Origin of the sequence: Vineibacter terrae (genome assembly GCF_008039615.1) — a bacterium.
Classification (GTDB): Bacteria; Pseudomonadota; Alphaproteobacteria; order Reyranellales; family Reyranellaceae; genus Vineibacter; species Vineibacter terrae.
The window spans coordinates 203,934-220,294 of record NZ_VDUZ01000008.1; the positions used below are offsets into that span (position 1 = coordinate 203,934).

The following is a 16,361-nucleotide window of genomic DNA, read 5'->3' on the forward strand; positions in this document are numbered from 1 at the left end:
GGAGGGTGGCTCTACGACAGCGCCAAGGTCATTTGCGTCGGGGCCGACGCGTTGTCGGTGCTGAGGTTGGACAGCGCCACGCCCAGCAGCCGGATCGGCTTGCTCAGCGGGAAGAGGCCTCGCACCAGCTCCAGGCAGGTGCGCTCGGCCACGGGCTTGCTGGTGAAGGGCGCCGCGCCGGTATGGCTGCGCGTCACGATCTGGAAGTCGGCATACTTCACCTTCACCGTCACGGTTCGGCCGGTGATGCCGCTCTTTTCGCAATAGGCCCAGGCCTCGTCCAGCATCGCCAGCACGCCGGCTTCGATATCGGCCGGCGCGCTGAGATCCTGCGCGAAGGTCGTTTCCGAGCCGACCGACTTGCGCGGCCGGTCGGCCACCACCGGCCGGTCATCCTGGCCGCGCGAGATGGCGTGATACCACGGGCCGGCCTTGCCGAAATGCTGCTGCAGGAACGCCAGCGTCTGGCCGCGCAGATCGGCGCCGGTGAAGATGCCGAGGTGGTTCATCTTGGCGGCCGTGACGGGGCCGATGCCGTGGAACTTGCCGACCGGCAGGTTTTCGACAAACGCCGCGCCTATGGCCGGTGTGATGACGTACTGGCCGTTGGGCTTGTTCTGGTCGGAAGCCAGCTTGGCCAGGAACTTGTTGTAGGAAATGCCGGCCGAGGCGGTGAGGCCGGTCTCCGTCAGGATGCGGGCGCGGATATCCTGCGCGATCAGCGTCGCCGAGGCCATGTTCTTGAGGTTGGTGGTCACGTCGAGATAGGCTTCGTCGAGCGACAGCGGCTCGATGAGCGGCGTGAACTCCGCAAAGATGGCGCGGATCTGCCGCGATACTGCCTTGTAGACGTCGAAGCGCGGCTTCACGAACACCAGGTCGGGGCATTTGCGCCGCGCCGTGACCGACGGCATGGCCGAACGCACACCGAACTTGCGGGCTTCGTAGCTGGCGGCCGCCACCACGCCGCGCTCGCGCGAGCCGCCCACCGCCACCGGCAGCCCGCGCAGCTCGGGATTGTCGCGCTGCTCCACCGACGCATAGAACGCATCCATGTCCAGATGGATGATCTTCCGGACGTCTTTCTCGGTCATCAGACCGCCTGATGGAAGGGTGACGACAGCAAGCCGATGGTTATCATCGTGGGTCGGATAGCATGAATGCAAGGACCAGGGTGCAAGGAACTGGAGGAGAGCGATGACCGATCGTCTGTTTGATTTCAGCGGCAAGGTGGCCCTGATCACCGGCGCCAGCCGGGGCATGGGCTATGAGATGGCCAAGGCCTTCGCCGAGCGTGGTGCTGACATCGTCGTGACCAGCCGCAAGCTGGATGCCTGCCAGCAGGTCGCCGCCGAGATCGAGAAGATGGGGCGCCGGGCAGTGGCCTATGCCTGCAACGTGACGCGCTGGGAGGAGCTCGAGGGGCTGGCCGACGCGGCCTACGCCGCCTTCGGCAAGGTCGACATCCTGGTCAACAACGCCGGCAGCTCGCCATTGGCGCCCTCGTCGCTGGAAACGAGCGAGCAGCTTTTTGACCGCATCGTGCACCTGAACTTCAAGGGCCCGTTCCGGCTGATGTCGCTGGTGGGCAGCCGCATGGCGGCAGGCAACGGCGGCTGCATCATCAATATCAGCAGCGTCGGCGCCATCCGGCCGCGGCCGTCGATCGCACCCTATGCCGGCGCCAAGGCGGCGCTGAATGCCATCACCACGGCCTTTGCCTTCGAATACGGGCCCAAGGTGCGGGTGAACGCGATCATGCCGGGGCGGTTCCTCACCGACATCTCCAAGGCGTGGACGGAGGAGGCGCGGCAGAACACCGGCGTCGCCTTGCAGCGCAGCGGCAAGCCGGAGGAGATCGTCACAGCCGCGCTCTACCTCGCCAGCGATCATTCCGGGTTCACGACGGGATCGGTGATCCAGGTCGACGGCGGCATCCAGTAGGAAATCCGCCGCGATACGGCTGCAGCAGCGGCAGGGCAGCTTTGTCCTGTCGAGGCGCGCGGAGGCGGCATCGGCTCTTCTACAATATCGCCCGGAGGAGACGCGCCCGCCGAGAACGGGCGCACCAGACGGGAGCGGGTGTGGCGCCGGAAAGTGGCTTGCGCGCGCTGATCGCCGATGGCGCCTTTCGACGGCTATGGCTGATCGGCGCGACGACCGGCATCATGCGCTGGCTCGACATGGTCGTGACCGGGATCTACGTCTTCGACGTCACCGGCTCGCCGACCTGGGTGGCCATCGTCACCTTCGCGCGGGCCGCGCCCATGATCGTCGGCGTGATGTTCGGCGCGCTCGCGGCGCGGATGCCGCTTGGCCGGCTGATGCGGGTCGGCATCGCTGCCGTGGCGCTGACCTATGGCAGCCTTGCGATCCTCGCGGCCCTGGATGCGCTCGCGGTCTGGCATGTCACCGCCGGGGCGCTGGTCATCGGCACCTACTGGAGCTCCGAGAACTCCGTGCGGCGCACGATGATGTGCGCCGTCGCCGGCATGGCCAACACGGGCACCGCCATCAGCTTCGACTGGGCCACGATCAACGGCCTGCGGCTGGCCGGGCCGTTCATCGGCGGTGTGCTCTATGCCGCCTTCGGCTTCGGGGCGACCTGCGTCCTGGGTGTCGCCTGCTTCGCCGCGGCGCTGATGCTGGCGCTGGGGATGTCAACCGGCAGCGTGGCGGCGCTGTCGGGGCAGCGGCGCATCTGGGACGATATCGCCGAAAGCTTTGCCGTCGTGCGCCGCAGCACAACCGTGCAGGGCGTGCTGGCGGTCAGCATCTGCCTCAACTTCTTCGGCTTTCCCTACGGCAGCATGATACCGGTCATCGGCAAGGAGGTTCTGCACGCCGCGCCGGCTGACGTCGGGCTGCTGTCGTCCACGGAAGGGCTGGGCGCCATGCTGGGGGCGATCGGGCTGACGGCCTTCGTGCGGCCCGCATGGTTCGGCCGCGCCTTCCTGGTCGGCTCCTTCGCCGTGGCGCTGGGTGCGCTGGGCTTCGGCCTGTCGCAGGCCTATGCCCTGTCGCTGGTGGCGCTGCTGCCGGCCGGCCTCGGCATGTCCTGGTTCGCCGCCATGCAGAGCACCCAGGTGCTGGCGCATACGCCGGCGGAGCGTCGCTCCGGCATCATGGGCGTGCTCACCACGACGATCGGCCTCGGCCAGCTCGGCACCCTGCATATCGGGTGGCTGGCATCGCAGATCGGCGCGGCCGAGGCGGTGGTCGTGTCGGCGGCCTGTGCCGTCGCCGCGCTCATCCTGTGCGCCTGGCGGTGGCCGGCGATGTGGCGCGACCGGGGCTGATACGGACGGTTCGTGCGAAGCCTATCAGCCGCTCTCGAGAACAGCTTCATGGTGAGCACAGGTGAATGCTTCGCATTCACCGAGTCGAACCATGAAGCGACGCTGCGCCGCGCCTATGTGCCGGTTGCGGCTGCGTGCGAACCCCGGGCGCCGCCAAGCGCCGTCGCCTGCAGGCGCGCGATCTCGTCGTCGCTGAAACCTGCCTCGCGCAGGATCTCCTGCGTATGCTCGCCCAGGGTGGGGGCGCCGCGGCGAAGCTCCGGCTGCGTCACGCTGAAGCGCGCGGCGTTGCGCGCCTGGCGCAGCCGGCCGGCCTGCGGATGATCGCTCTGCACGACGATGCCGGTGGCCGCGATCTGCGGGTGATCGATCATCTCGCTGCGGGTCAGCACCGGGGCGCACGGCACGCCCTCGGCTTCGAGCCGCTGCATCCATTCCGCCGTGCTGCGCTCGAGCAGCACCGACTGGATCAGCTCCAGGCGCGCATCGATGTTGAGATCGCGCAGCTCGGTGGTCGCGAAGCGCGGATCCTCGAGCCATTGCGGCCGGTTGAAGGCCCGGGTCAGACCCGACCACTGCTCGTCGGTCATCACCGCGACGCTCATGTAGCCGTCCTTGGTCTCATAGATCAGGTCGATGAAGCTGGCGGCGCGCTGGGCGCTGATGGTGCGGCCGACATAGGTCTGCCCACCCATGTCCGACGACCACAGGAACGCCACGACGGCATCCAGCATCGACAACCGGACGTGCTGGCCGACGCCGCTGCGCTCGCGCGCCAGCAAGGCCGCGGTGATGGCCTGCGCGGCGGTGACCGCCGTCAGCTTGTCGGGCAGGATGGTGCGCACGAGCCGAGGACGGGCTGCATCGGAACCGCCCTGGACCGAGGCCAGGCTGCTCAACGCCTGCACGATCGGATCGTAGACCGGCTTGTGCGCGAACGGCCCGGTCTCGCCGAAGCCGCTGATCGAGACGTAGATGATACGGGGCGCGACGGCTCGGATCGCCGCCTCGCCGACGCCGAGCCGATCGACCACGCCGGGCCGGAAGTTCTGCACCAGCACGTCGCAGATGCGCGCCAGGCGCTTCACGACCTCGACGCCGTCGGGGTGCCGCAGGTCGATGGTGATCGAGCGCTTGTTGCGGTTGTTGTTGAGGAAGCTGGCCGAGAGGCCGCCGCTCTTGTTGCCGGCGCTGCGCGTGAAGTCGCCGCGCCCGGGCGGCTCGACCTTGATGACGTCCGCCCCCTGGTCGGCCAGGATCATGGTGCCGTAGGGCCCCGAGATCACGGCGCTGAGATCGAGGATACGATAGCCGTGCAGCGGTCCTGGCATGTGGGGGATTCTCCCGTTATCTACGTCATCCCGAGCGTAGCGAGGGCTCTCCTGCGGCAAGACGCACAGTGCACCTTTCGCGGGAGATCCCTCGCTGCGCTCGGGATGACAGTGGCATCGCGACGCGACCAACGACGATGCGAGTCGACATGATCGTCATGGCCGGTACGTGAAGCTCGTCGGCCCGACCTGCTGGTCGAGCAGCGGCCAGGCCAGCTCGATCCAGTCGCAGAGCCGGGCGCGGGTCTCGCGGGGATCGATCAGGTCATGCACCGACAGCGCCTCGGCGCGCGGGAAAGGCGACCGGCGCGCCGCGAACTGCGCCTCCAGCTCGCGTCGTCGCGCCGCCGGATCGGCGGCGGCCGCGATCTCGCGTCCGAAGGCGACCGCGACTCCGCCCTCGACAGGCAAGGCGCCGGACTCCGCCGACGGCCAGGCAAGGATGTAGCTGCCGGGCGCGTAGTGGGCCGCGGCGCCCAGCCCCATGCTCTTGCGCACCATGATCGAGGCCCAGGGGATGGTGGCCATCGCCACGGCCAGCACGGCACCGGCGCCGGCACGCACGGTACCCTCCATCTCGGCCTCGGCGCCGATCATGAAGCCGGGCTCGTCGACGAAGTTCAGCACCGGCAGATGGAAGGTCTGGCAGAACTCGACGAAGCGGCGCACCTTGCGCGCGCCGGCTGCCGTCATCGATCCCGCCAGCTGTCGGCAATCATTGGCCAGCACGCCGACCGGACAGCCCAGCAGGCGGGCGAGTCCGGTGATCTGCCCCGAGCCATAGCGGCGCCCGATCTCGAAGAAGGACTCCTGGTCGACGACGGCGCGCACGACGGCCCGCATGTCGAAGACATGGCGCCGGTCGACCGGCACGATATCGGCCAGGCGCTGATCGGCACGGTTGCGGTCGTCGGTGCAGGGCAGCGCCGGCGGCAGCGCCCAGACATGCTGCGGCAGGTAGCTCAGGAAGCGGCGGATGGCAGCGAAGGCGGCCGCTTCGTCGTCGACGACATCGTCGATCACGCCGCTCTTCTCATGCACGGCGGCGCCGCCCAGATCGTCCTTCGATGCGGCCTGGCCCAGGGCGCGCTCGACCAGGGCCGGACCGCCGACCAGGACCTGCGCCGTCTGGCGCGTCATCACGCAATAGTGCGACGACACCAGGCGCACGGCGGGCAGTCCGGCGACCGCGCCCAGCGCCGCCGTCGCCACCGGCACCGTGGCCAGCGCGCGGCCGACAGAGGCGAAGCGATGCGGCGCGTAGACCGGCTCGGGCGGCGTGGGCGGTGCCCCCTTGCCGGCGCTGCCGGTGACGCTGCCGCCCGATCCCTCGTGCAGGCGCACCAGCGGCACACGGTACTGGCAGGCCAGCTCCTCGGTGTAGATGCTCTTGCGCAGGCCGGCCAGGTTGGGCGAGCCGGCAGCGATGGTGAAATCCTCGCCGCCCGCGACGCAGGGCCGGCCTGCGATCTTGCCGAAGCCCAGCACGAAATTGGCTGGCGTCATGCCGGCCAGCTCACCCGTGTCCGTGTGCTCGGCGGCGCCGGCGATCGGGCCGATCTCACGGAATGAGCCGGGGTCGAGCAGCGCATCGATGCGCTCGCGGATCGTGAGCCGCGCCTTGGCATGCTGGCGAGCCACGGCTGGCTCGCCACCCAATGCCTTAGCGGCCTGCCGTCGTTGCGCGATCTCGTCGAGCTCCTTGTCCCAACCCATGGCATCCCCAGGTGCTGCGTCGGCTACGCTTGTATCACGAACCGACATGTCTCCAGACCAGGGCGCGCATGAGAAGTTCCGATGCGATCATCAGCAAATGTCGGCGTGACCGACGGGCTGCTGTCCTTGGCTGATCTGTCATCCCGAGCGCCGCAGCAACGGGGCCGGGATCCACGCCGCGGCCAGAAGCTCATGCAGATACGGCCATCCGGATGACCGTCCACGACGCCGGTGACAGCGTCGCATCGAGCCGGTTGCAGGACGCGCGAACGGCCGTCAACGGACGGGGCGCAATGCGATCGGGAGCTTCCTTAGTGTTCACGGCATCAGTCATCTACCTAGTTCTCCACGACGTAGTGGCGCAATGCGATCGGGAGCTTCCTTAGTGTTCACGGCCTTCAGGTCGGCGTCGCAGAGCTGCAGGGATTGCGCCACCTCGAGGCGCGAGAAGCCCTCGATCCGCACTTGTAGCGGCATGTCCTCGGTCAAGCTGCGGTTGAGGGCGAACAGGGTCAGCAGGCCCGCCTTCTCGTCGTGGATGGCCGCCAGCTTCAGGTAGGGTACGGCCGGCAGCCGGAAATACAGATCCTGGGGCCCGTTCGGATCGAGGTAGCTGGCCGTGTAGGTCGGCGAGTCGATGACGGCGCGCAGCACCCGCCCGCGGCCGAAATTGCTGAAATGCGCGAAGGGATGGAAGATCGTCTGTCGCCATGCCGGGCCGCCTGTCTCGGTCATGATCGGGGCGATCACGTTGACGAGCTGTGCCAGGCATGCGGCCTTGACGCGGTTGGCATGATTGAGCAGCGAGATGCAGGCGCCCCCGAACGCAAGCGCGTCCTCCATGTTGTAGATTTCCTCGAGGATCGGCGGCGCCACGGGCCAGCCCGGCTTGACCCTGGCGTCGCGGCCGCGCCGCGTGCGATACCACACATTCCATTCGTCGAAGCTGAGCATGATGCGCTTGTCCGAACGCCGGCGCGCGGCCACGGTGTCGGCGATCGCCACCACCTCGTCGATGAAATTGTCCATCAGGTCGCAGCTGGCGATGAAGGCGGCCGTGTCCCCCGCGTAGTTGTTGAGATAGGTGTGCAACGAGATGAACTCGACATGGTCGAACGTGTGCTCGAGCACGGCGTCCTCCCATCGCCCGAACGTGGGCATCCGGCGGCCGGAGGATCCGCAGGCCGCGAGCTCGATGGTGGGATCGATCCATTTCATCATCTTCGCGGCTTCCACGGCAATGCGCCCGTACTCCTCCGGCGTCTTCGCCTCCATCTGCCACGGACCGTCCATCTCGTTGCCCAGGCACCAGAACTTCACATCGTGCGGCCGCGCCCAGCCGTGTTCGCGCCGCAGGTCCGAGAGCGCCGTGCCGCCGGGATGGTTGCAGTATTCGACCAGGTTGCGGGCGGCGTCCGCGTCGCGGGTCCCGAGATTCACCGCCAGCATCGGCTCGATGGCGGCGGCGCGGCACCAGTCTATGAACTCGTTGGTGCCGAAGGCATTGGTCTCGGTCGACATCCACGCCAGGTCTAGCCGGCGCGGGCGCCGGGCGACCGGGCCGACGCCGTCTTCCCAGTTGTAGCCCGAGACGAAGTTGCCGCCGGGATAGCGCATGATCGTCGGGGCGAGCTCGCGCACCAGCGCCAGGACATCCTGCCGGAAGCCATTCTTGTCGGCGGTCGGATGATCAGGCTCGAAAATGCCGCCGTAGACGCAGCGACCGAGATGCTCGACGAAGGCGCCGAAGAGCCGAGGGTCCGTGGTGCCTATGACGAAATCACGGTGAAGAAGAACGTCGACGTTACGCATAAGTCATCGCCTCCATCATGGCTGGTCATATCGGCTCGTCGCGGCCGCGAGCACAGCGCCGCCGCTGGCAGCCGCGTCGGGCGACAACACCGACCTCTTGAGCAGGATCGAGTAGGCGTGCTGCGGATTGTCGAGCACGGCGCGCGCGTTGCCGCTCTCCACGACGCGGCCGCGATGCATGATGAGGATGCGGTCGCTGATGTAGTATGCCGTCGCCAGGTCGTGCGTGATGTAGATGATCGAGACGCCCATCTCGTCGCGCAGGCGGCGCAGCAGGTTGACGATCGATGTGCGCAACGAGGCATCGATCATCGACACTGGCTCGTCGGCCACCAGCAGCCTTGGCGTCGGGATCAGTGCCCTGGCGATCGCCACCCGCTGCAATTGGCCTCCCGACAGCTCATGAGGGAAGCGCCCTTTGACTTCTGCCAGTGACAGGCCGACGGTCTTCAGTGAGTCGTCGGCGCGCTGCCTGATTTCCTCGGCGGCTTTCAGGCCGGCCATGCGCTGCGCGGTCACGAAGAGGTAGCGGTCCACCGGTTTCAGCGGATTGAAGGCCTCGAACGGGTTCTGGAAGATCGGCTGGACGTGCGTCATGAAGGCGCGCCGGTCACGAGCGCGGCGGATGCGGGACAGGTCCGTGCCCTGGAAGCGGATGATGCCCGCGGTCGGCGTCACGGTGTTGAGGATCATCCGGGCGAGCGTGGTCTTGCCGCTGCCTGATTCACCCACGACGGCGAGGATCTCGGGCCGATCGGCATCCAGGTGGAAGCTGACGCCATCGACGGCCCGCGTGCGATGACGGGCCAGCAGGCCGCCCATGGCGTAGGTCCGGACAACGTCCGAAACCTCCAGCAGTGGCGCGGTCATGACGCTCCGCCCGGCGCTGCCGCGAAGCACGCGGCGCGGTGCCCAGGGCCCAGCCACGTCATGGGCGGTGCCTCCCGCCGGCAGACGTCCATGGCGCGCGGGCAGCGCGGGTGGAAGCGGCAGCCTGCCGGCGGGTCGGCGAGGTTCGGCGGCGCGCCGGCGAGGCCGTGCTTGGGCACGGTGTCGCCCAGACGAGGCAGGCTGGCGATGAGATGGGCGGTGTAGGGATGCCTGGGCGTGCGGAAGACCGCGGCAGTGGGGCCTTCCTCGACCAGTCGGCCAGCATACATGATGCCCAGGCGGTCGCACAGGTTGGCGTGCACCGCCATGTCGTGGGTCACGAAGATGATCGACGCACCGATCTCGCGTTGCACCTCGCGGATCATCGCCAGCACGCCGGTCTGCACGACCACATCGAGCGCCGTCGTCGGCTCGTCGGCGATGATGAATTCCGGCCGGCAGACGGTGGCGAGCGCGATGGTCACGCGCTGGCGCATGCCGCCGGAAAGCTGGTGCGGAAGGCATCGAGCACCTCCGGCTCGAGGTGGAGCCGCTGCAGATGGGCTCGCACCAGGCCCAGGAAGGCAGGCATCCGCTGGCCGAGATGGCGATAGGCGAAGTCGACGAAGGACTGCTGTACCCGCCGTACCGGGTTCAGCACGTTCATCGACCCCTGCATGATATAGGAGAGGTTCTTCCACCGGATCGCATCCAGCGCTTTCGTGTCGGCGGCGTACACGTCCAGGCGCTGTTGGCGGAAGTTGAACACGACGGCGCCATCGACCACGGTCAGGGGCGGGCGGATGGCGGCGGCGATGGTCCTGATCAGGGTCGTCTTGCCACAGCTCGATTCGCCTGCCAGGCCGTAGATCTCGTTCGCATTGACCTGGAAGCTCACGTCGTCGACGGCCCGCACCTCGCGCTCGACGCCGAAAGACGACGTCCGGTAGTAGGCGCGCAGGCGGTCGACCGCGAGCACGGGTTCGGGCATCGGGTTGTTCCGCGCCCCGCTCATCCGTGCACCCGGTCGAGCCGGCTGCGCGGGTCGATGTACTCGTTCATCGACACGGCCAGCAGGAACAGGCCCACGAAGGCGATCACGACCAGCAGCACCGGGAAGGCGATCCACCACCAGATTCCGGCGACCAGCGCGGTGTGCTGGTTCGCCCAGTAGATCAGCACGCCGATCGTGGGCGTATTGATGTCGGTGAAGCCCAGCACCGAGAGCGTGACCTCCAGTCCGATCGACCAGTTGAGGTTGTTCATGGTCGTGGAGAAGACGATCGGCAACACGTAGGGCAGATGCTCCTGGACCAGCACCTGGCGCATGCTCATGCCGGAGAAGATGCCGGTTTCGGTGAACTCGCGCGTACGCAGGCTCATGGCGACCGAGCGGATCAGCCGCGCATCGTAGGCCCAGCCAAGACAAGCCATCATCAGCGCCAGCAGGCTCCAGGACATCCTGTCCCGCATCACGAAGTAGAACAGGACCAGGATCGGAAAGAGCGGGATCACGATGAACGTGTCGTTGATCGACATGAGGACGCGGTCCATGACGCCGCCCAGGTAGCCGGCGACGAGGCCGATCACCAGCGACAGGATGCGGCTGATGAAGGCGACGGTGAGGCCGAACAGCAGGGTGTTGCGGATGGAGAAACTCAGCAGCCAGAACACATCCTGGCCGCGTGACGTGGTTCCTAGGAGATAGGCCCAGGACGGCGGCAGGTCGGGAGGCACGACGAAGCTGTCGTTCGGCGGGTAGGGTGAGAAGAGCGACAGCGTCGCGAAGACCACCACGAAGAAGACCAGCGCCATGCCGACCGCGAACGCGCGGTTGTGGCGGAAGAGGTCGCGCAGGATCCGCCACATGGCTAGCGGGCTCTGACCCTGGGATCGAGCAACGGATAGAGCAGGTCGATCATCAGGACCGCCGCCGAGACGGCGACGATCGACACCGACGTGATGCCGAGCACCAGGCTGTAGTCGCCGGCATGCACGGCCGACACGAGCAGGGTGCCGATGCCGGGATAGCCGAAGACCTGCTCGGTGATGATGGCGCCGTTGAAGATGGCGCCCAGCGACATGGCAAGCCCGGTCACCTGCGGCACCAGCGCATTGCGCATGACGTACGACACGAGGATCCGGCGGCGGCTGACGCCGCCCAGTTCGGCGTAGGTGACGTAGTCTTCGGTGACCACATTCGACACCAGTGAGCGCATGCCCATGAACCAGCCGCCGAGTCCGACCAGGACCAGCGACAGGATCGGCAGGATGGAATGCTCCAGCAGGCTCATGATGAACCCCAGGTTGAAGCCGCGCTCCATGTTCATCATGTAGCCGCCGCTGATCGGCAGCACCGGCCATAGATAGCCGAAGGTGATCAGCAGGATGAACGCGACGATGTAGTAGGGGATGGGGTGGAACGCCATTGCCAGGATACCCGCGAAGCGCAGCACGCGGTTCTTGCGGTAGTAGCCGGCGAGCCCGCCCAGCGCGTTGCCGAGGATCCAGGTCAACACCGTCGAGACGACGAGCAGGCCCACGGTCCACGGGATGGCGCGCCCGACCAGGACGGCAACAGGCGTGGGAAAGGCGGACAGTGACGGGCCGAAGTCGCCGACGGCGATGCGTCGCCAGAACGCGACATATTGCGCGCCCAGGCCGCCCTCCAGCCCGTACAGCTCGCGCAGGGATTGCCGCATCAGCGCGATCGCCTCGGGATTGGTGCTGCCGTACTGGGTCGCCGCGGCGATCGTCTGCTCTACCGGGTCTATGGGCGTGGAGTGGGTGACGATGAACGAGATGTTCATCCCGATGAAGACGACGAGGACGAACTGGCCCAGTCGCGACAGCAGGTAGGCCGCATAGCCCGGCATGTCACACACACGCTACTGCCGCGGCTTCAGCCGGACCATCATGTACTTGGTGTTGGCCCAGTTCGGAACCGGATCGGTGTAAGGCGCGCTCTCGGCGCTGGGATAGCCGGTCCAATACGTGTCGTCCATGACGGTGAACACGTTATAGGACATCAACGGGATGGTCGGCATTTCGCGCACGACGAGCTTCACGTACTCGCGGCCCAGCTCGAGCCCCTTGGGATCGTCGAAGCCGGTTTGCCGGATCTGCTCGATGATCCTGTCGAGCTCCGGGCTGGACCAGCGCTGCCAGTTGCGCGGCGGCTGCGCCTTGCCGGGCGCGGCGACGAACTGGGAATGCCAGCTGTCGAGGAAGAACGACAGGTCGGGGTGCCCGCCCCAGGTCTCGACGCTCCAGCTGATGATCGCTTCGTAGTCGCCGGCGTTGCGGCGGTCGACCAGGCTGCCCTGGGCGACGATGGTCGTCGCGTCGATCCCGAACTGGCGCCACTGCTGTGCGATCATGCTGCCGGCACGGGTCATCACCGGACGCAACTCGCCTTCGACCGTGATGCGGATGGTGAACGGCTTGCCGTCCGGCATGAACCAGCGCTCACCGCGCTTGGTGAAGCCGGCGCGCTCCAGCAGCTCCTGCGCCGCCTGCGGGTTCGGCTTCCACCAACCCCGGCCGAAGGCGCGGTTAATCTCCTCGGGGTCGCTGGGGATCTGCTCTGTCATCGACGGACGCAGCATGTCGGCGATCTGGCGGCCCAGCGTCGGATCATAGGGCTTGAACTTGCGCTTGCCGGTGTCGAGCTCGAAGTCCTTGAGCCAGCTCTCCAAGGGCGCATGGTAGTACTCCGGGTGCGAGCCGGTCGGCGGCACGCCGATCGCCGATATGGTCGCCGCGCCGCGATAGGACGCCATCGATACCGCCTTGATGTCGATGAGGAGCGCCAGCGCCCAGCGCACGTCGCGGTTCTTGAACATGTCGAGCTGGTTGTTGAGGATCACCGCCGGCAGGGTCGGATCGGGGTGAGCGTAGGGGAAGCCCTTGAACCAGCTGTGAGACGTCTTGGATTGCTTGGCCAGCGTGAACATGCCTTCGGGTGACGTGTCGTGGATGATGTCCAGCTCATGGTTGAGCTGGGCGATCACGCGCTTGTCCGGCGGACCGGGATCGATATAGGCGACGTATCTCGGACCCGGCTCGCCGAAGCGGGCGACGGTGGTGCGCTGCCAGTCCTGGCGCTTCTGCCAGATGAACCACTTGCCGTTCGGATCGTAGCTGTGCAGAACGTAAGGCCCGAGCGTCACCGGCGGATCGAAGGCGAACTTCAGCAGGTCGCCCGCCTTCTCGAACACGTGCTTGGGCATCATCCACATCGCGTTCCAGCGCACGGTGAACAGTGCATGGAAGCGCGAATTGGACTTCTTCAGCTTGAAGACGACGGTATAGGGATCTGGTGCCGAGATATCGGCGACATTGACCTGCACGGCCGCGCTCCAGCGCAGGCCCGGGGTCTTCATGTGGGTCTGTATGGTGTAGACGACGTCGTCGGCGGTGAACTCCTTGCCGTCGCTCCAGAAGATGCCTTGGCGCAGCTTCACCGTCATTTCGGTGAAGTCGGCGTTGTAGATGGGTTTCTCCGATGCCAGCGAGTTGTCCCAGACGCCGTCGAGGCCGCGTTGCGGGTCTATGTACCAGAAGGTATCCATCGCCAGCTGGTGCAGGCCGGTCGACTGGCCGCCGGCGTTGATCGCCCAGATGTTGAACCAGCCGGCGTTCTTGATCGTTCCTTCGGGGTTCTCGACGATCAGCGTCTCGCGACGCGGCAGTTTGGAGATCGAGCCTTGCGCATGGGCGGACGCAATCGCCGACACGGCCACGACGAACGTCACGATGGCACGCCAGATGCGCATCGTTTCCTCCCTCACCTGCGCCATCGGGCGCTTGTCGTTGCCGTGAGGCTAGATCGTTCGCAACGTCACGTCAAACGAGGCTGATATATATCAAGATTTATGATATAGTCGGGCGGCACCATTCCTTGATGCCGGCGCACCCTCCGCGAGCGCCGGTTTCAGATACAGGCGCATATTGATGTCCTGGTCATGGTTGCCGAAGCCGCGCCCGAAGATGTTGATGCCGCCGGGGCGCTTGGCGCCGTCGTCGATTCCGATCTTGAGCCGGATGGAGTGATGCGCCGCCAGATCGAGCTGCTTGAGGTTGACGCGCGATACCCTGGCGCCGTCGACGAAGCATCCCTTGTCGGTGATCCGCCACGTCGTCAGCTTGCCGTACTGTGATCCCTCGAGCTTCCACCAGCGCGGGGTGTGGATCCCGCGCTTGTCGCCGAAATCGCCGGGCGACGTCCAGGTTCCGACCAGGGTGTCGTTGACCCAGAGGCTGATGTCGGACGGCCAGTTGGTGTTGGTGCCCGGCACCTCCGACGAGATCTCCAGGCTGAACTCGAGCGCTTCGACCTCGGCCTGGGCGATCTTGGCATTGTTGGGAAACTTGTACTCGACATAGCCGCGACCGAACCAGATCAGCGACGCGCGCATGCGGCTGGGATCGAGGAAGAAGTCGGGGACGTCGAGCAGGCCGATGATGCCGTCGGTCGAGCACAGGCCGCACGGCGCGCTGACCTGATAGCTGGTGTACAATCCCAGCGGCATGGCGACTTCGATCATCCGATCCTGCTGCTGCGCCGGGACGCCGTCCAGGCGGATGAACACCTCGTCGTATCGCGCCGAGCAGATCTTCTGCTGTCCCTTGGTCGCCTTGACGGCCCGGGTCTGGATCAGCGCCGACTCCTCCAGGACCTGCACATGTGTCGCCACCGTCGATTGCGGCAGCTTGAGCGCCTTGCTGATTTCGTTGACGTTCATCGGCCCGCCGGCATGAAGCAGGCGCAGGATCTTGATTCTGACAGGCGAGGAGAGGCCTTTCAGGACCTCGAGCTGGTCCTGCGGATCAATCGTGAGAACGTTGCGGCGTGCGCCGCCAGCGGAGAGCACGGACAAGACCTCGGGTCGGACCACGGCGCACGACCGTATCAAAATACCCGATCCTGTCCACGACCGCGTCGGCGGCCGCCCCGCTGGCCATGAAAGTCCTGCTCCGCTGGCGCAAGACACGGTATCGTGGCACGCATGACAAGGATAAGGCTCGACGTCGCCATCATCGGCGCCGGCATGGGCGGGCTGACCGCCGCCGCGTCCCTGCGCAAGGCGGGGATCGATGTCACTGTCTACGAGCAGGCGCGGCAGTTCACGCGGTTGGGCGCGGGCATCCAGATCGGCTGCAATGCCATGCACGTGCTGCGGGCGCTGGGGCTGGAGCAGCGGCTGCGGGGCGAGACCTTCTATCCGCGCTCATGGAACAACCGCGACTGGCGTACCGGCGAGGTGCTGTTCGACATGATCTTCGGCCGGCCGGCCGAGGAGCGATATGGCGCGCCCTACCTGCTGGCCCATCGCGGTGATCTGCATGCGGCGCTGGCCAGCCTGGTGCCGGCCGACTGCATCCGGCTGAACCATCGACTGATCGGTCTGGAGCCGCTGGCCACGGGCAGGGTGCGGCTCGTCTTCGCCGACGGCGCCACCGCCGAAGCCGACGCCGTGGTCGGCGCCGACGGAGTGAATTCGGTCGTGCGCCGCTTCCTGTTCGGCGACTCAGAGCTGCACTTCACGGGCCGCATCGCCTATCGCACGGTCTTCCCGGCACGGCTCCTGCAGGGTGTCACGCTCGACGAATGCGTGAAGTGGTGGGGCGAAGATCGGCACATCGTGATGTACCCGGTGAAGCCCGACCGCAGCGAGGTCTATTTCGTCACCAGCCAGCCGGAGCCGGAATTCAGCGCCGAATCCTGGTCCACCGAGGGTGACGTCGCGGTGCTGCGTGCGGCATTCGACGGCTTCCACCCACAGGTTCGCGGCGTGCTCGCGGCCTGCCCGGCGGTGCACAAGCGCACGCTGGTGGACCGCGACCCGCTGCCGCGCTGGGGCGAGGGCAACGTGGTGCTGCTCGGCGACGCCTGCCATCCCATGACGCCCTACATGGCGCAGGGTGCTGCCATGGCCATTGAGGACGCGGCCATCCTGGCGCGCTGCCTTGACGGTATCGCGCATGAAGGTGTCCCCCAGGCCCTGGCGCGCTATGTGGCGACGCGCCAGGATCGCACGGCGCGGGTGCAGCGCACGTCGCGCGAGAACCGCTGGGGCAAGGGCGCGACCGACCCGGACTGGGTCTACGGCTACAACGCCCTGACGGCACCGCTTGCCGATGCCGGCGGCAGCTCCCTCTGAGCTACGCAGGGCATTCGCATATGCTGCCTTTCACCCCTCGCCCCGCGGCAGCGGGGAGAGGGAGGGGCCCATCGCGAAGCGATGGGAAGGTGAGGGGTACGAGCGATCAGTCCCTATTTTTGCTGCATGGCTTGATCGTTCCTACCCCTCACCTTCCCATGCCTTCG

Annotated in this window: 12 protein-coding genes and 1 pseudogene; 3 read left to right on the forward strand and 10 right to left on the reverse strand. The window is 66.8% G+C overall.

Annotated elements, in window-relative coordinates:
* Window positions 1-11 precede the first annotated feature (11 nt).
* Window positions 12-1,094, reverse strand: a complete 1,083-nt coding sequence (gene dinB / locus FHP25_RS09790) for a DNA polymerase IV (RefSeq protein ID WP_147846736.1) — start codon at window positions 1,092-1,094, stop codon at window positions 12-14.
* Window positions 1,095-1,197: 103 nt separating this feature from the next.
* Here dinB and FHP25_RS09795 point away from each other — a divergent pair, with 103 nt between their 5' ends.
* Complete coding sequence (locus FHP25_RS09795) at window positions 1,198-1,944, forward strand: SDR family NAD(P)-dependent oxidoreductase (protein ID WP_147846737.1); 747 nt, start codon at window positions 1,198-1,200, stop codon at window positions 1,942-1,944.
* 158 nt (window positions 1,945-2,102) lie between these two features.
* A complete protein-coding gene (locus tag FHP25_RS09800; RefSeq protein WP_178133423.1) occupies window positions 2,103-3,299 on the forward strand; it encodes an MFS transporter in 1,197 nt (398 codons plus the stop codon).
* Window positions 3,300-3,412: 113 nt separating this feature from the next.
* Here FHP25_RS09800 and FHP25_RS09805 read toward each other — a convergent pair whose 3' ends face one another.
* The 9 genes and pseudogenes from FHP25_RS09805 to FHP25_RS09845 all read right to left on the reverse strand — a co-directional run bounded on the left by FHP25_RS09805 (window position 3,413) and on the right by FHP25_RS09845 (window position 14,904).
* The gene (locus tag FHP25_RS09805; protein ID WP_147846739.1) at window positions 3,413-4,630 is read right to left on the reverse strand and encodes a CaiB/BaiF CoA transferase family protein; all 1,218 of its coding nucleotides are present in this window, start codon (window positions 4,628-4,630) and stop codon (window positions 3,413-3,415) included.
* Window positions 4,631-4,786: 156 nt separating this feature from the next.
* Window positions 4,787-6,346: an acyl-CoA carboxylase subunit beta gene (locus FHP25_RS09810; protein WP_147846740.1), complete on the reverse strand. Its 1,560-nt coding sequence runs from the start codon at window positions 6,344-6,346 to the stop codon at window positions 4,787-4,789.
* Between the two features lie 330 nt (window positions 6,347-6,676).
* A complete protein-coding gene (gene arfA / locus FHP25_RS09815; protein WP_147846741.1) occupies window positions 6,677-8,158 on the reverse strand; it encodes an arabinosylfuranosidase ArfA in 1,482 nt (493 codons plus the stop codon).
* A gap of 15 nt (window positions 8,159-8,173) precedes the next feature.
* A complete protein-coding gene (locus FHP25_RS09820; protein WP_147846742.1) occupies window positions 8,174-9,028 on the reverse strand; it encodes an ABC transporter ATP-binding protein in 855 nt (284 codons plus the stop codon).
* Window positions 9,025-10,019, reverse strand: a pseudogene (locus FHP25_RS41820) (ABC transporter ATP-binding protein). Before FHP25_RS41820 ends, FHP25_RS09820 begins: the two are co-directional and overlap by 4 nt.
* Window positions 10,020-10,039: 20 nt before the next feature.
* Window positions 10,040-10,897, reverse strand: a complete 858-nt coding sequence (locus FHP25_RS09830; RefSeq protein WP_147846743.1) for an ABC transporter permease — start codon at window positions 10,895-10,897, stop codon at window positions 10,040-10,042.
* A gap of 2 nt (window positions 10,898-10,899) precedes the next feature.
* Window positions 10,900-11,904 (reverse strand): ABC transporter permease, encoded by a 1,005-nt coding sequence (locus tag FHP25_RS09835; protein ID WP_147846744.1) that lies wholly within the window; start codon window positions 11,902-11,904, stop codon window positions 10,900-10,902.
* 12 nt (window positions 11,905-11,916) lie between these two features.
* Window positions 11,917-13,806, reverse strand: a complete 1,890-nt coding sequence (locus FHP25_RS09840) for an ABC transporter substrate-binding protein (RefSeq protein ID WP_147846745.1) — start codon at window positions 13,804-13,806, stop codon at window positions 11,917-11,919.
* Between the two features lie 90 nt (window positions 13,807-13,896).
* The gene (locus FHP25_RS09845; RefSeq protein WP_147846759.1) at window positions 13,897-14,904 is read right to left on the reverse strand and encodes an ArsR/SmtB family transcription factor; all 1,008 of its coding nucleotides are present in this window, start codon (window positions 14,902-14,904) and stop codon (window positions 13,897-13,899) included.
* 135 nt (window positions 14,905-15,039) lie between these two features.
* Between FHP25_RS09845 and FHP25_RS09850 the strand changes: the two genes are divergently transcribed.
* Window positions 15,040-16,194: an FAD-dependent monooxygenase gene (locus tag FHP25_RS09850; RefSeq protein ID WP_147846746.1), complete on the forward strand. Its 1,155-nt coding sequence runs from the start codon at window positions 15,040-15,042 to the stop codon at window positions 16,192-16,194.
* Window positions 16,195-16,361: the final 167 nt, after the last annotated feature.

What these genes read in the sequence shown, in the direction of transcription:
- dinB (WP_147846736.1), bottom strand. Translation starts at nt 1,094, where the DNA reads ATGACCGAGAAAGACGTCCGGAAGATCATCCATCTGGACATGGATGCG.
- FHP25_RS09795 (WP_147846737.1), top strand. Translation starts at nt 1,198, where the DNA reads ATGACCGATCGTCTGTTTGATTTCAGCGGCAAGGTGGCCCTGATCACC.
- FHP25_RS09805 (WP_147846739.1), bottom strand. Translation starts at nt 4,630, where the DNA reads ATGCCAGGACCGCTGCACGGCTATCGTATCCTCGATCTCAGCGCCGTG.
- FHP25_RS09810 (WP_147846740.1), bottom strand. Translation starts at nt 6,346, where the DNA reads ATGGGTTGGGACAAGGAGCTCGACGAGATCGCGCAACGACGGCAGGCC.
- arfA (WP_147846741.1), bottom strand. Translation starts at nt 8,158, where the DNA reads ATGCGTAACGTCGACGTTCTTCTTCACCGTGATTTCGTCATAGGCACC.
- FHP25_RS09820 (WP_147846742.1), bottom strand. Translation starts at nt 9,028, where the DNA reads ATGACCGCGCCACTGCTGGAGGTTTCGGACGTTGTCCGGACCTACGCC.
- FHP25_RS09830 (WP_147846743.1), bottom strand. Translation starts at nt 10,897, where the DNA reads ATGTGGCGGATCCTGCGCGACCTCTTCCGCCACAACCGCGCGTTCGCG.
- FHP25_RS09835 (WP_147846744.1), bottom strand. Translation starts at nt 11,904, where the DNA reads ATGCCGGGCTATGCGGCCTACCTGCTGTCGCGACTGGGCCAGTTCGTC.
- FHP25_RS09840 (WP_147846745.1), bottom strand. Translation starts at nt 13,806, where the DNA reads ATGCGCATCTGGCGTGCCATCGTGACGTTCGTCGTGGCCGTGTCGGCG.
- FHP25_RS09850 (WP_147846746.1), top strand. Translation starts at nt 15,040, where the DNA reads ATGACAAGGATAAGGCTCGACGTCGCCATCATCGGCGCCGGCATGGGC.